Source organism: Pseudonocardia sp. NPDC049154 (genome assembly GCF_040648315.1).
Taxonomy (GTDB): Bacteria; Actinomycetota; Actinomycetes; order Mycobacteriales; family Pseudonocardiaceae; genus Pseudonocardia.
The window spans coordinates 278,719-293,617 of the sequence record NZ_JBEZDN010000001.1; the positions used below are offsets into that span (position 1 = coordinate 278,719).

Below are 14,899 nucleotides of genomic sequence, written 5' to 3' on the forward strand. Positions count from 1 at the left end.
GAGAGGTCGATCCGGAAAGGTCGTGAGCGGGGCGTCACCGGCCGGGCTCCAGACGCGGGAGATCGGTGCATCGCCGTCCGGCAGTGCCCGGCGCCACGATCTGGACAAGTACTGCGCCCTTCGGAGCAGTGCTTGCCCGGTGCGCGAGACTCGCGGTGTGGAGTTGCTCGTCGCCCGCAATCCCGACCCGGACAGCTCGCTGCCGTACCTGATCCGCGTGCCGCTCGCCGGCGGGCTCGTCTTCCGGGCCAAGGACACCTGGCCGCGCACCAAGGCGATCTACTGCCATCCCGTCGACGCGGACGAGTGGCCGCCCGACCCCGAGATCGTCGAGCGGGTGGCGCTCAAGTCCTGCGTCCGGCGCGGGGCGGCGATCGACGTCGTCGCCGACCGTGGGCGCGAGCAGCGCTCGCAGATCGTCTTCACCCGGGCCCGCGGGCGGGAGATGGTCTTCTGGCAGTCGCCGCGGACCCGCAAGCAGGCGCGCCCGGACGTCCGGCTCCCGACCGCACGCGCCTCCGGGATCGCCGGACTCGAGATCGTCGTCGACGCCCACGAGCGCTACCCGTACTCCTTCAGCGGCCAGCAGGTGACCACTACCAAGCGCGGCCTGAGCTGCGGGGACTACGCGGTCCTCGGGCAGGGTGGCGCGGTGGTCGCGGCCGTCGAGCGCAAGGCACTGTCCGATCTGGTCGGCAGCGTGTCCGACGGCCGGCTGCGCTTCGCCCTCACCGAGCTCGCGACTCTCCCGCGGGCGGCCGTCGTCGTCGAGGAGCGGTACTCGTCGATCTTCAAGCAGACGTACGTCCGGCCCGCCACGATCGCCGACGGCCTCGCGGAGCTACAGGTCCGATGGCCCGCGATCCCGATCGTCTTCTGCGACACCCGCGCGCTCGCCGAGGAGTGGACCTACCGCTTCCTCGCCGCAGCCCGGTCCTGGGCCGAGACCGAGGCCGTGGCCGCCGAACGGATCGGCGGCGACTCCGCGCTGGCCGACGCCCCGGCCGCACCCCCGCCGTCGACCGCCGAGGTCCGGCGCTGGGCCCGGGAGAACGGGATCGCCGTCCCGGACAAGGGGAGGCTGCGGCCCGAGGTGCACGAGGCCTGGCGGGCGGCGCACTCGGCCTGAAGACGGCCTTCACCTGCGAGCGCCCTGCGCTGCTCGGTCCTACTCGTGCGGCCGCCCGGCCCAACTTTGGTCCAGGAACGTGTCGGAAGGCGTCACATGGCGATCCACCGCGTCGATGGCCACGAACCAGCTCGGCGAACCCGCGCCGGTCGACGGCTGATGACACGAGCATGCGGAACGCCTCGCCCACCACGAGCAGGCAGGTGGATCGGCGGGCGCACCGACGGCAGGGGGCCACATGAACGGATCGACGCCGGAGCTACCCCGCGCGTCGACCGCGGTCTCGGTCATCGTCCTGACCCTGGACGAGAGCCGGAACATCGGACGCCTGCTCACCGGAGGACGCCCGACCGACATGATCTCGCCGACCGGGCGTTGGCCTCCTCGGCGACGACCGAATTCGAGATCGTTCTCGCGTGCCGGGCGATCGACGCCAGACTGTTCATTCGGACGATCGAAGGGGTGCAGAAGGACCAATGGTACGAATACTGCGAGGAGCGCACGCCCCTCCCGACGCGTATTCTCCGTGCCTTCTTTTGAGCGCCGAAGATCCTCCCGCGCGCACCGGGTCCGCCTTGCCCTCCCGCTTCTCCGATCGTCCGCCGAGGAGACGTCGGCGTCGTGACCTTCCGATTTCCGGACGGCGGCTGAGCCGAACCTTCCGCGAGTCACGAGAGTGATGCGCCCACCACCGGCCCACAACGGGCGCTCCCCAGAACACCGCAGCCGAGCCGAACAAGATCGTCCGAAAGAGGCGGAAGCCCATCCGGCACTGCTGTTCGATCATGGCTGGAGGAATGCGGACGGAACCTCGCACCGGACGGTTCCGCTCGGTTCGCCGCGTTTTACCCAATGACCTACGCTGGCGGCCGTTTGCTTCGAGTACATGTCCGATTCACCGGTTGGACACGATCATCTCCGGCTCCGACACCCGAAAGGGGACACCGTGGTGCAACTGCCCGCGACGATCGAGCAGGTCGTCGACGTGGTGCGCCGCCAACTGCGCAGCATGGAGCTGGACCGCACGGTGCGGCGCATCCCCGGCAACGAGGTCGTGGCGTTGCGGGACTTCCTCGGCCCCCAGGCCGACCGGATCCTCTCCCGCCTCGGGCTGGTCCCGGAGGTCGTGCGCCGCCGGCGCGCCCGTCGCTTCGTGGAGGACCTCCGGCTGCTCAACGACGTACTGGCGGACACCGCGTTCGGCGAGCGCTACTGGGTCTGGGGCGGAATGCTTCTGGGCTGGGCACGCGAGGGTCGGCTCCTGCTGCACGACATCGGCGACGCGGACTTCTGCTACGACGCGGCCGACGAGGAGCTCCTCGACAATGCCGAACCTGCGCTGCTCGCGGCCGGTTTCCGCCGCTGGTACTCGTTCCGCGACAACCACGGCGAGCTGACCGAGCGGATCTTCATCCGGCGCGGGGCGCTGTTCGAGTTCTTCCGGCTCCACCCCGCCGAGCAGGACATGCAGGAGTTCCACCTGTACGGGGCCGACTCCACCGGCCTGGTCGAGGCCGTCGGCCGGCTGCCCCGGCTCGACCTCGGACCGTTCGACTTCCTCGGGCGGACGTGGCTCAAGCCCGTCGACCACGAGAAGATCCTGGAGCTCCACTACGGCGACTGGCGCACGCCGGATCCGACCTGGAGCTACCTGGACGACAACGCAATCGTGCGGACACGCGAGTGGCGGCCGGTCGGAGCGCGGTGACCCGCCACGCACCTTCCGGGAACACCGTCGCCAGGACGAAGGGAAACCCTCGATGGCCGAACCACTGCTGCCCGCCGACCTGCCTCGGCCCCGGATCGAGGCCGGGTCGCCCGCGCCGCGGTCCCGGGCGGCGGCCCTGCGGCAGATGATCTTCTCCGACGAGCTCGACTTCCTGATGGAGGCGCACAACGGGCTGTCCGCCCGGATCGTGCGGGAGTCCGGGTTCGGTGGGATCTGGGCCTCCGGGCTGGCCATGTCGGCCCAGCTCGGCGTCCGGGACAACAACGAGGCCAGCTGGACGCAGATCGTCGACGTCGTCGAGTTCATGGCCGACGCCAGCGACCTGCCGATCCTGCTCGACGGCGACACAGGCTTCGGCAACTTCAACAACGTCCGCCGCCTGGTGCGCAAGCTGGAGCAGCGCGGGGTCGCCGGCGTCTGCATCGAGGACAAGCAGTTTCCCAAGACCAACAGCTTCATCGACGGCGACCGGCAGCCGCTGGCCGAGGTCGAGGAGTTCTGCGGCCGGATCAAGGCCGGCAAGGACTCGCAGCTCGACGACGACTTCGTCCTGGTCGCCCGGGTCGAGGCGATGATCGCCGGCTGGGGCGTGGACGAGGCGCTGCACCGCGCCGCGTCGTACCACGAGGCCGGGGCCGACGCGATCCTGATCCACAGCGCCAAGTCGCGCCCGGACGAGATCCTCGAGTTCACCGCGCAGTGGCAGGACCGGGCGCCGCTCGTGATCGTGCCGACCAAGTACTACAGCACGCCCACCACCGTGTTCCGCGAGGCCGGGATCAGCGTCGTGATCTGGGCGAACCACCTGCTGCGCGCGGCGGCCTCGGCGATGCAGTCGGTGGCCCGCGAGATCCACGACAGCCGCACCCTGGTCAACGTGGAGGACCGGGTCGCGCCGGTCCGGGAGATCTTTCGACTGCAGGGCACCGACGAGTACGCCGCCGCCGAGCGGCGCTACCTGTCCGTGGCGCACCAGCCGCCGGCCGCCGTCGTCCTGGCCGCGTCGCGGGGCCGTGGGCTCGAGGCGGTGACCGAGGACCGGCCGAAGGTCATGCTGCCCATCGCCGGCAAGCCGCTGCTGCGCTGGCTCGTCGACACGTTCAAGTCCCAGGGCATGAACGACATCACCGTGGTCGGCGGGTACCGGGCGGACGCGATCGACATCTCGGGGCTGAAGCTGGAGGTCAACGAGCGGTTCGACGAGACCGGCGAGCTGGAGTCGCTGCGGCGTGCGCTGCCGGCGCTGACGCGCGACACCGTCATCTCCTACGGCGACCTGATGCTGCGCGGCTACATCCTGCGCGACCTGGTCGAGGTCACAGCGGATTTCGCGGTGGTCGTGGACTCCGCCGCCGCGACGGATGAGGACGCGGGCAGCACGAACGACTTCGTGCAGTGCTCGGAACCCGACGACCGGTCCCTCTTCGGCCGCCAGGTGCTGCTGCGCCGGGTCACGGGCGAGCCCGCCGGCGCGGACGGCCGGTGGATCGGGATGCTGGCCGTGCGCGGCGACGGCGTCGGCCGGCTGACCCGGATGATGGAGCGCCTGGCGGAGCGGCCGGACTTCGACCGGCTGGACCTGCCGGACCTGCTCAATGCGCTCGTCGACGACGGTGGGACAGTCGAGGTCCTGTACATCCACGGCCACTGGCGCGGCATCAACGACCTCTACGACTTCGACCGCGCCGGCGAGTTCGCCCGGCCGTGAGTCCCGACCCCGACGGGAGCACAGCGTGATCGCCGCCGAGACCTTCGTCGACGAGGCCCGGGCACGCGGGTTCGCCCGGTACACCGGCGTGCCCTGCTCGTATCTCACCCCGTTCATCAACTACGTGCTGCAGGCCGACCGCCTGCAGTACCTGTCCGCGGCCAACGAGGGCGACGCCGTGGCGATCTCCGCCGGGGTCACCCTCGGCGGCGGGCGCGCGGTGACGATGCTGCAGAACTCCGGGCTCGGCAACGCCGTCAGCCCGTTGACCTCGCTGACCTGGACCTTCCGCCTCCCCCAGCTGCTGATCGTGACCTGGCGCGGCGAGCCCGGCAGCCCCGACGAGCCGCAGCACGAGCTGATGGGCCGGATCACACCGCAGATGCTCGAGACGATGGAGATCCCCTGGGCGGACTTCCCGTCCGAGGAGGCGGCCGTCGGCCCGGCGCTCGACTCGGCCGTGGCGCACATGGACGGCACCGGGCGCCCCTATGCGCTGGTGATGCACAAGGGGACGGTCGGCCCGTACGCGTTGCGCGAGGGGGTGCGCCCGCCGAGCGCACCCGTGGGCGCCGCGCCCGCATCTCTGGCCCCCGCCGGCGCCCTGCCCTCCCGGCGGGAGGCCCTGCAGCGGGTCGTCGAGCGCACTCCCGAGGGGTCGACCGTCGTGCTCGCCTCCACCGGCTACTGCGGCCGCGAGCTCTACGCGCTCGCCGACCGCCCCAACCAGCTCTACATGGTCGGTTCGATGGGATGCGTCGCGCTGCTCGCCCTCGGCCTGGCCTTGGCCCGGCCCGACGTGCACGTGGTCGCGGTCGACGGCGACGGTGCGGCGCTGATGCGCATGAGCGCGTTCGCCACGCTCGGCACGTACGGCCCGCCCAACCTCACCCACCTGCTGCTGGACAACGGCGCGCACGAGTCGACGGGCGGCCAGGCCACCGTCTCGCCGAACGTGTCGTTCGCCGGCGTCGCCGCGGCCTGCGGCTACCCCGTGGCGCTGGAGGGCGACGATCCGGGCCTGGTCGACGCGCTGCTCGACGCGTCCGCGGTCGACGGGCCGCGGTTCGCCCGGCTCCGGATCGCGGCCGGGACGCCGAAGGACCTGCCGCGCCCGACCGTCACGCCCCCCGAGGTCGCCCGCCGCCTGATGTCCCACCTCGCCGAGCGGGTCGCGGAGCCGTCCGCGGGGGCACCGGCCCCGTGATGCCGGAGGCCCCCGCTCCGAACGTCCTCGCGCGCCTGCCCCGCCCGATCGCCCGGCTGGCGCGGACCGCCGCACCCAACCAGGCCGTCGTCGCTCTCACGAGCCTGGCCGTCGTCGTGCTCGCCTCCCGCTCTCTGCCGCCCGCCGCGTTCGGCCTGTTTGCCTCGGGGCAGCTGGCCGTGCTGTTCTGCGTCGGCGTCGCCCAGGCCACCGTCCTCACCCCCATCGTCGCGGACCGGACGGTCGACCCCACGCGGCCGGTCGCGGAGGCTCGGCGGCTGGCGCTGCTCTTCGGGACGGGTGCGCTGGCCGTCGGGGTCGTCGGAGCCCTGTTCCTCTCCGGGGAGTTGCGCACCGTCGTCCTGGGCACCGGCCTCGTCCTGCCGGGGTGCCTGTACTGGGATGCCGTCCGGATGCACTACCAGGGGCGCTCGGCCTACCTGCGGCTGCTGCCCGGTGACCTCGTCGCGGCGGTGGTCACGGTCGGTTGGGTCGCCCTGGCCCTGGCCCTGGACCTCGGCCCGCTGGTCACCGTGCTCGGCCTGGGCGCCGGCCCGTGGGCAGCCTGTCTCGCGGTCCTCCCGCCCTGGTCCTCGCGCTGGACGAGCTGGCACCGGCCGTGGCCGCGCCGGGTCAGCGCCCACCTCGCGGGCGACTACGTGATCTCGACCGGGCTCGACCAGCTCCTCACCCTGCTCACCGCGGTGTTCCTGTCCACGCAGGCGCTCGGCGGCCTGCGTCTCGCCCAGTCGGCCCTCGGCCCGATCAGCACGCTGGCCATCGCGCTGAGCATGACCGTGCTGCCGAGGATGCGCGACCTCACGCTGACGCCCGCGGGCAAGCTCTGGTGGGCCGCCCGCCGGTTCGGCGGCGTGGCCGTGCTCGCCCTCGTGATCGGGCTCGCGCTGACCTTCCTGCCGGTGTCGGTGGGCCAAGCCGTGGTCGGGGACTCCTGGGCGATCGGGGCGCCGGTCGCGCTGGCGGTCGCGGTGTACGCAGCGGCGTCCGCGTTGGGCCGGGCCGCCACGCTGACCATGCTGACGTCCGGGGCCAGCGGGCTGCTGGTGACGGTCCGCGCGGTGTCGGCCCCCGTGGTCGCGGTCGTCTGCGTGCTCGTGCTCACCCGGCACGAGCTGATCCTCTACGCCTGGACCGCGGCCGGGCTGCTGGTCCTCTCGACCGTGGTGCTGTTCGTGATGGCGGCCCGCACCCGCAGCCGCGCCCCTGGAGGTCCGCGTGACGACGACTGAGCCCCACGACGTGATGCGGGCGGTGATCCTGGCCGCCGGACGGGGCCGCCGGCTCGACGTCGACGCACGCCCGGGCCCGAAGTGCCTGTTGCGGTTCGGCGGCATGACCCTGCTCGAGCGGCAGCTCCGTGAGTTGCACGCCTGCGGGGTCAGGGACGTGGTGGTCGCGACCGGCTACGCGCACGAGGAGATCGAGCGCGAGCTCGACCGACTCGACCTTCCTGCCCGGCCCACGCTCGTCGTCAACGAGCGGTGGGAGTTGGGCAGCATTCTCACCGTCGACGTGGTGGGCCCGCAGCTCATCGCAGGCGGGTCCGTCCTGCTCATGGACGCCGACGTGCTGTGCGACGCGCGGGTGCTCGCGCCTCTCGTGGACGCGCCGTCGTCGAACGCCCTGCTCGTCGACCGCGACTTCGAGCCCGGTGAGGAGCCGGTCAAGGTGCTCCTGCGTGACGGGGTGCCCGTCGACCTGGCCAAACGACCGGATCTCGGCCTGACCCACGACGACGCCGGGGAGTCGGTCGGGTTCTTCCGGCTCGGCGAGGCCGCCGCCGCGGGGCTGGCCCGGATCGTCCGCGCGAGCGTGGCGGACGGCGGTGCCGACCTGCCGCACGAGGACGCCGTCCGGGACCTGCTGCGGGCGGGCGAGCACCCGTTCGCCGCGGTCGACGTGACCGGCGCCCCGTGGACCGAGATCGACTTCCCGCACGACGTCGAGCGCGCCCACACGGACGTGCTCCCCCACCTGACCCTCTCCGAGGTGTGATCGTGTTCCTGCTCAATCCCGGGCCCGTCACGCTCTCGCCGCGCGTGCGGGAGAGCCTGCTCGGCCCGGACCTCTGCCACCGCGAGCCAGAGTTCTTCGACCTGCAGGACGCAGCGCGCGCCGGGCTGCTGTCCGTCTACGACCTCGAGCCCGCCGAGTGGGCCGCCGTGCTGCTCACCGGCTCGGGAACGGCGGCGGTGGAGAGCATGGTCGCGTCCGTGGTGCCGGCGGACGGCCGGCTGCTCGTGCTGGAGAACGGCGTCTACGGCGAGCGCATGGCCGCGATCGCCGGGTGTCACGGCATCGCGCACGAGACGCTGAGTGGGGACTGGCTCGACGGGCCCGACCTCGCGGCGCTCGACGCCCGGCTGGCGGCCTCGCCCGAGTTCACGCACGTCGCCGTCGTCCACCACGAGACCACGACCGGGCGGCTCACCGACCTCGCCGCGGTCGGCGCGGTCTGCCGGGAGCACGGCGTGCGGCTGCTCGTCGACGGGGTCAGCAGCTTCGGCGGCGAGGAGATCGACTTCGGTCTGCCGATCGACGCGGTCGGGGGCACGGCCAACAAGTGCCTGCACGGGGTTCCCGGCGTCGCGTTCGCCGTGGTCCGCCGCGCGGCGCTCGCCACGGCCACCCAGCGGGCGTACTACCTCGACCTCGTGCGCCTCGCGCGGTTGCAGGACCAGCGGAACACACCGTTCACCCCGGCCGTGCAGAGCCTGTACGCGCTGGTGGCGGCGCTCGACGAGCTGCGGTCGGAGGGCGGGTGGCGGGAGCGGCACGCCCGCTACGCCCGCTACGCCGACGCTGTCGGCGAGGGCCTGCGCGCCGTCGGCGTCGCGCCGCTGCTGCCGGCCGGAAGGAGCTCGGTCGTCCTGCGCTCGTACCGGCTGCCGGACTCCGTCACGTATCCCGACCTGCACGACGGGCTCAAGGACGACGGGTTCGTCATCTACGCGGGGCAGGGCGAGCTCGCCAAATCGATCTTCCGGATCTCGACGATGGGCGACCTGCACGACGCGGACGTCGAGCGCCTGGTCGGCGCGCTCACCGAGGCGTTCTCGTGACGGTGCGGGTCACTTCGCCCGTGTCGAGCCCGCTCTGGCAGTCGGTGCTGGAGACCGACGAGGCGGCCGTCGTCGGGCAGTCTCTGCCCTGGCGCGAGGCCGTTCTGGGCGACGGGCGGTTCTCCGACGCGAGCGTGCACTACGCCTTCGCGTCCGGCCGCGAGGTCGTGCTCCCGTTGGTCCGGCGGCGCCGGCTGCCGTCGGCAGCCACGGCGGTGTCGAGTTGGCCGCAGGTGTGGGGTACGGGCGGTCCTATCAGCACGGACGGCCGGGTCACGCCCGACGAGGCCGCGTTCGTCTGGCGCGAGGCCGCGCGCCGCGGAACCCTGACGACCGAGGTGACGCTACGGCCGGACGCCGACCCGGTCTGGCTCTCGACGGCGTCCGACGCCGGGTACGTCGTCACGGCCGGGAGCAGCTACCTGCTGGACCTCGCGCGCGGGTTCGACGAGGTCTGGAAGAGCCGCTTCCGTGGCACGGCCCGGACGGCCGTGCGCAAGGCCGAGAAGCTCGGGGTCGAGGTGGAAGTCGACCGGACCGGCCGGCTCGCCCATGTCTACGACGAGTTGCACGAGCGCTCGGTGCGGCGCCGCGCGACGACCGAGGGCGAACCGGTCTGGCTGAGCCGATGGCGGATGAGCCGGGTCAGCTCCACGCCGGACCAGGTCGCGCTCGTCGCCGCCGCGTTCGGCAAGGACTGCGCGACGTGGGTCGCGCGGCGCGACGGGCAACCGGTCGCGGCGATCATCGTGCTCAGCACGGGCGGTCACGCGAAGTACTGGCGCGGCGCGATGGACAAGGGCCTGGCGACACCCCTGCGGGCCAACGACCTGCTGCACCGCCTCGCCGTCGAGGAGGCCTGCGACCAGGGGCGCCGGTGGTACGACATGGGCGGCGCCCACCCGGAATCGGCGCTCGCGGCGTTCAAGACCAAGCTCGGCGCCACCCTCCACCACACCCACGAGCTCCGCGCCCGACGCCTGCCCGCCCGCGTCGGTCACGAGGCCCGGCTGCGCGCGGAGACGCTGGTCAAGCGCGTGACGGGGTTGAAGGAGATGTGATGGCCGGCTGCTGCACGCAGGAGCACATTCGGCCCGGTAATCCGGTCCGCGAGGTTCGTCGCTTGACGGATCCACATCATGTGTAACGCGTCGTCCTCAGGTGCCGATAGTCCGACACGGGCCGGTGCGACGTCACCGCCCGCGCGCCCGTGGGTGGACGGGTGCACCGACGTGGGGAGTGGCCACATGCACGGTTCGGGCACTGCGCGGCCGGCGGTCTCGGTGGTCGTCCCGACGCTCAACGAGCGCCGGAACGTCGAACGCCTCCTCACGGAGCTGGACCCCGGGTACGAGGTGGTGGTGTCCGACGGCGGTTCGGTCGACGACACCCTCGACGCCGTCCGCCGCGTCCGGCCGGACTCCCGGGTCGTCACACAGGGGTGGAGCCGCGGGACCAGCATGGTCGCGGGCCTGCACGCCGCGCGCGGCGACGCACTCGTCCTGCTCGAGGCCGACGGGTCCACCTGCCCGAGCGAGCTCCCGCGAATGGTCATGGCCCTCGACGACGCCGACCTGGCCAGGGGCTCGCGCCCCGCCCGGCGCTCCGTGGCCGACGCCGCGCTCGCTGCCGTCGCCTCCGCCCGTCTCGGCACGCGCGTCACGGATCCGTGGTGCGGCGCGACCGCCCTCCGCCGCTCGGCCCTGCCCCGGCTCGGGCTCCCGGACCTCACCCGGCACGCCGCGGGCTTCGAGCTCCTCCTCGCCGCGCGTGCGGCCCAGGAGGGACTGGCGGTGTGCGAGGTCCCGGGCATCCGGGCGGCGCCGTGGCACCAGCCGTACCCGACCAACTCGCTGGCCGAGAACTCACGGATGATCAAGGCGCTCTTCGCCGAGCGACGTTCCTCGGTCCGCACCGTGCCCGCGCCCCGCGCGTCGGTCGACGGCGTCGTCCCCCAGGCCTACGACCGCTTCTGACCTCAGCCCCGCTCCCGCCGCACTGCGGCGAGCACCATCTGCATGAGCTGCACGGGCGTGTCCGCCCACCCCTCGGCCCCGTGCCGCACCGCCTCGTCGAAGTGCTCGGGCCGCCCGGTCCGGGCGTAGACGATGAACGGGGTGTGCACGCCCGTCGACCGCAGCTTCTGCAGCAGGTCGTAGCCGGCCTGCGGCTGCTGCAGGCGTTCCATGTCGGAGACGATCACGTCGTACCGGTTGCGCTGGATGCGCTCGAGGGCGTCCTCGGTCGACGGGCTGAGCTCGACGTCGATGCCCACGGCCTCCATCGCCGTCGCCTCGTGCCGGTTGGTGCTGGGGTGGTCGTCGACCCACAGCAGCCGGGCCCGGCCACCGACGTCCTGCAACGTCCGTGCGGCGGCGTCGACGTGGTCCAGCGCGGCCTTCTGGTCCATCGGCGGCGCACCCTTCGCCGCCGTGGCCTGGGTGAGCGCAGTTGCAGCCTGCTGCCTGCTCGACGCCGAGATCTCCAGCCCGCCCGGCCCCTTCACCGTCAGCGACCCGGACAGCAGGGTGGTGAGCGGCTTCCGGAACAGCACGACCACGCCGAGCACCAGCGCCGGCCACACCAGCACCCCGATCAGCCCCGTGATGTCCGTGAGCACGCCGTCTCCTCTCCGTGCGCATGCTCGCTGAGTGTGAGCGCGCCGTTACCCCGGCCGGTACGCACTTCTGCGCAGCGACGGGCCGGCCACCGAGGAGCACCCTGGTCGCCCCTGCGACACGAGGTGAGGACGATGGACGACCTGCAACTGGTCCGAAACGAGTTCGAGGCCTGGAACAACCGGAACCTCGATGACTGGCTCGCGCACTACTCGGACAAGTCGGTCTTCGACGTTCCTGGCGGCGTGCACCTCGAAGATCTCGACGGCGCCCGGATGTTCTGGGGCGGCTATCAGGACGGTTTCCCCGACAACAGCGTCGTCGAGCGCCGGCTCTTCGGCCAGGCCGGTCAGGTCCTCCTCGAAGCGGTCTTCGAGGGCACCCACACCGGCCCCCTCCCGACCCCCGACGGGCAGATGATCGACCCCACCGGCAAGCCGGTGCGCGTCCCCTTCTGCGGGGTCTACCTGCTCGAGAACGGCACGATCACGGGCCACACCCTCTACTTCGACCAGATGGAGATGCTGACGCAGCTCGGCCTCGTGAACTGAGGCGCGAGGAAGTGATCACTCCGAGGGCGCACAGGGGCAGCTGCGACTCGCCCGTGCTGCTCGATCCGCATGGTTCGGGCCGTAACGATGACCGGATGGAGGCCGAGACTCCCGAGACCGCTCGCTGTTGAGGAGCACGGGATGAATTGCCGCTTCTGCCGCCACACCACCGGTGAGGTCGTCCTCGACGCCGGTTGTCAACCCGCCAGCGACTCCTTCCCACTCATCTCCGACCCCGGCCCCGACGTCCTTCATCCACTGTCCCTCTGGCTGTGTGAACACTGTCGCCTGGCACAGCTCGCCGAAGACTCGACGACTGCGGAGGAGCCCCTCGGGCAGGAACCAGAGGCACTGGCGTGGCAGGCCGAAGAGGCGGTCAGGGCGCTCTCCACGGCCGGCTTCCTCACGGGTGCACGATCGATGCGCGAGTTCGGCAGTCCTCACGGCGGCAGGTGGGAGGGCCTCCTGCGGGGACACGGACTCCAGGTCGCGGCTGCCGGGGAGCCGGCAGACATCGTGATCGACAACATCGGGATGATGCATGAGCCGGATCAGGCCGCAGCGTTACGCCGACGGGTGGAGAGCCTCGCTCCGGACGGCACCCTCTTCTTCCAGTACCACTCGTTCGCGACGATCCTCCGCCGTGGCCAGTGGAACGCTCTGCGCCACGGCCACTTCGCTTACTACTCCACCTCCGCACTGATAGGCATGCTGCGCTCGGTCGGCCTCGACCCTGTCACTGCCCGTCGCTATCCCCTCTACGGGGGAACCGTGCTGCTCGGAGCCACGCGCGCCGGCGCGCCAGATCGCTCGGTGCAGGACATCGTTCAGGACGAGATCCGTGTCGGGGTACTCGACCCGCAGCGTGCTCGTAGCCTGCAGCTCGCGTACTTTACCTCGTCCGAGTCGCTGAGCACTTTCCTGCGCCGGGAGAGGGATATGGGCCGGCAAGTCGTGGGCTACAGCGCGGCCTCCCGGGCCGTCGCGCTCCTGTGCCGTGCCGGCATTGGGCCCGACCTGCTCACGATGGTCGGCGACGCCTCCCCCGCGAAGGAGGGTCGGCGGATGCCCGGCAGCGGGATCGCGATCGTTTCGCCCTCGACGCTGATCGAGTCGAGGCCGGACACGGTCGTCCTGTTCGTTCCGGATCTCCTCGACGAGGTCAGACGGTCAATGCCGCAGATCGAGGCGGCAGGCGGTCGCTGGGTGGTGGCCGAGGACCTGGCAGCGTGAAGCACGAGCGTGTCCTCAGACAAAGCGTCGGAAGACCGGCTTGACCGGTCTTCCCGCGTACTTCTCGGGCTCGCCGGCCTCAAGCGCGTCTCTGTACACGGCACAGGCGTTGGCGACGACCTCGACCGTCCGATCCACATCTGCATCGGTGAGAGCGGCACTGACAACGAACGATGGCGCCAACACCCCGCCGAGCAGCAGTTCGCGCAGGAAGAGCGTCCGGAACTCCTGCGACGGATTGCCGTGGTGGTCCAACGTGGCGAAGACGAGGTTGCTGGCACGCCCGCGGACCACGACCTGTTCGCCGACCCCTGCCGCGGCCGCCACCTCGTGAACCCCCGCGCGAAGTCGATCTCCGAGCTGGTGGAGGCGAGCGATCACGCCCTCCTCCACGCAGGCGTCCATGACCGCCATCGCTGCCGCAAGCGCGTGCGTCTCGGCCCCATGGGTGGTGGACAGCAGGAAGACACGTTCGTCAGGAGAGCGAAGTCCGCCGCGCTCCATGATCTCGCGTCGACCCGCGAGCGCAGAGACGGCGAAGCCGTTCCCCAGAGCCTTACCGAAAGTGGATAGATCGGGCACGATTCCGTACAGGCCTTGTGCCCCGGAAATCGCCCACCGGAAGCCGGTGATCATCTCGTCCAGGACGAGTAGGCAACCGTGGTGATCGGCCAGCGCTCGCACGCCCTCCAGATAGCCTGATGGCGGCTCGGTAACCGTGGCCGCCTCCATGATCAGGCAGGCGATCTCGGAACCGTGCAGGTCGAGCAGATCCGACAGGGCGGACAAGTCCCCGTAGGGGAATGACAACGTGGACTGCGCCGGAATGCCCGCCGTCATCGCCGTCGTCCCGATGAACCAGTCGTCAGTGGAGAAGAACGGCTGGTCCCGGCAGATCGCGACGACGGAGCGCCCTGTGTGGGCCCGCGCGAGCCGCACAGCTGCCGTGGTCGCATCCGAGCCGTTCTTCGTGAACTTGACCATATCCGCTGTCGGCACCGTCGCCAGGAAGCGCTCGGCCGCCTCCGCCTCGATGACGCTCGGCCGAACGAAGTTCGCCCCGTGGTCGAGCTGCGCTCGTACCGCGCTCAGGACTCGAGGATGCGCGTGGCCGAGTAGCACCGAGCGCAGGCCTGAACCATATTCTGTGTAGCGGTTGCCGTCGACGTCCCAGACATGTGCGCCGTTCCCGCGGGAGATCACCGGTGCCAGACCGTGCGGGAACTGGTCATCGCCCTTGGCGTACGTATGCGCGCCTCCCGGGATCAGGCGATGGAGGCGCTCGTTGAGTTCGGCGGAGCGACGCAGCCGAGACACGGTCGCAGGTGCGCTCCCGGCCGACAGGACCCGTACGCCGGTTCGAGCCGACTGATCGGGAAAGGTGTTGGTCATCTTCTCCCCGGTGAGCTGGACGTCCGCGCGACCTCGGGACGGGCCTCGTCCCGGTTCACCGCGGTGCCGGGCCAGGTCGGATGAGCATCGCGGAGTCGGATGCTGGTTCGCGCGCCGCGGCATCCGCGTTACCTGCTCTCGACGGGGCCGTCTAGTGCTCGCCCTGCTCAGGCCGACCGGCACACGTCTCGCATACGCCCGCCGGGTCGTGACGGCAGTGGACGGCCGCTGGTGAGGTCTGTGCCCGGT

At 71.5% G+C, this 14,899-nt stretch carries 13 protein-coding genes; 11 read left to right on the forward strand and 2 right to left on the reverse strand.

Going from position 1 to position 14,899, the window contains the following annotated elements:
- The first annotated feature begins 157 nt into the window (after positions 1 to 157).
- From AB0B41_RS01380 to AB0B41_RS01420, 9 genes are all read left to right on the forward strand, one after another.
- A complete protein-coding gene (locus tag AB0B41_RS01380) occupies positions 158 to 1,129 on the forward strand; it encodes an ERCC4 domain-containing protein (RefSeq protein ID WP_358197631.1) in 972 nt (323 codons plus the stop codon).
- A 946-nt stretch (positions 1,130 to 2,075) separates the two neighbouring features.
- Positions 2,076 to 2,837 carry a hypothetical protein gene (locus AB0B41_RS01385; protein WP_358197633.1) on the forward strand — a complete coding sequence of 254 codons (762 nt, stop codon included), beginning with the start codon at positions 2,076 to 2,078 and terminating at the stop codon, positions 2,835 to 2,837.
- A gap of 52 nt (positions 2,838 to 2,889) precedes the next feature.
- Positions 2,890 to 4,566: a phosphoenolpyruvate mutase gene (gene aepX / locus AB0B41_RS01390; RefSeq protein ID WP_358197635.1), complete on the forward strand. Its 1,677-nt coding sequence runs from the start codon at positions 2,890 to 2,892 to the stop codon at positions 4,564 to 4,566.
- A 25-nt stretch (positions 4,567 to 4,591) separates the two neighbouring features.
- Positions 4,592 to 5,773: a phosphonopyruvate decarboxylase gene (gene aepY / locus AB0B41_RS01395; protein WP_358197638.1), complete on the forward strand. Its 1,182-nt coding sequence runs from the start codon at positions 4,592 to 4,594 to the stop codon at positions 5,771 to 5,773.
- Entirely contained in the window at positions 5,773 to 7,023 is a 1,251-nt protein-coding gene (locus AB0B41_RS01400; RefSeq protein ID WP_358197640.1) for a hypothetical protein, read from the forward strand. The genes aepY and AB0B41_RS01400 overlap by 1 nt, the downstream gene beginning before the upstream one ends.
- Positions 7,010 to 7,789 (forward strand): phosphocholine cytidylyltransferase family protein, encoded by a 780-nt coding sequence (locus tag AB0B41_RS01405; RefSeq protein WP_358197643.1) that lies wholly within the window; start codon positions 7,010 to 7,012, stop codon positions 7,787 to 7,789. The genes AB0B41_RS01400 and AB0B41_RS01405 overlap by 14 nt, the downstream gene beginning before the upstream one ends.
- A gap of 2 nt (positions 7,790 to 7,791) precedes the next feature.
- Positions 7,792 to 8,856, forward strand: a complete 1,065-nt coding sequence (locus tag AB0B41_RS01410; protein WP_358197645.1) for a 2-aminoethylphosphonate aminotransferase — start codon at positions 7,792 to 7,794, stop codon at positions 8,854 to 8,856.
- 20 nt (positions 8,857 to 8,876) lie between these two features.
- Positions 8,877 to 9,917, forward strand: a complete 1,041-nt coding sequence (locus AB0B41_RS01415; RefSeq protein WP_358197647.1) for a GNAT family N-acetyltransferase — start codon at positions 8,877 to 8,879, stop codon at positions 9,915 to 9,917.
- Between the two features lie 186 nt (positions 9,918 to 10,103).
- Positions 10,104 to 10,832: a glycosyltransferase family 2 protein gene (locus tag AB0B41_RS01420; protein ID WP_358197649.1), complete on the forward strand. Its 729-nt coding sequence runs from the start codon at positions 10,104 to 10,106 to the stop codon at positions 10,830 to 10,832.
- A 2-nt stretch (positions 10,833 to 10,834) separates the two neighbouring features.
- Here the strand turns inward: AB0B41_RS01420 and AB0B41_RS01425 are convergent, their stop codons facing one another.
- Positions 10,835 to 11,476 carry a response regulator gene (locus AB0B41_RS01425; protein WP_358197652.1) on the reverse strand — a complete coding sequence of 214 codons (642 nt, stop codon included), beginning with the start codon at positions 11,474 to 11,476 and terminating at the stop codon, positions 10,835 to 10,837.
- 132 nt (positions 11,477 to 11,608) lie between these two features.
- Between AB0B41_RS01425 and AB0B41_RS01430 the strand changes: the two genes are divergently transcribed.
- Together AB0B41_RS01430 and AB0B41_RS01435 are read left to right on the forward strand one after the other, a co-directional pair.
- Positions 11,609 to 12,025 carry an ester cyclase gene (locus AB0B41_RS01430; RefSeq protein ID WP_358197654.1) on the forward strand — a complete coding sequence of 139 codons (417 nt, stop codon included), beginning with the start codon at positions 11,609 to 11,611 and terminating at the stop codon, positions 12,023 to 12,025.
- A gap of 141 nt (positions 12,026 to 12,166) precedes the next feature.
- A complete protein-coding gene (locus AB0B41_RS01435; RefSeq protein WP_358197656.1) occupies positions 12,167 to 13,258 on the forward strand; it encodes a methyltransferase domain-containing protein in 1,092 nt (363 codons plus the stop codon).
- A gap of 15 nt (positions 13,259 to 13,273) precedes the next feature.
- Here AB0B41_RS01435 and AB0B41_RS01440 read toward each other — a convergent pair whose 3' ends face one another.
- Positions 13,274 to 14,650, reverse strand: coding sequence for a glutamate-1-semialdehyde 2,1-aminomutase (locus AB0B41_RS01440; protein WP_358197658.1), 1,377 nt, complete (start codon positions 14,648 to 14,650; stop codon positions 13,274 to 13,276).
- Positions 14,651 to 14,899: the final 249 nt, after the last annotated feature.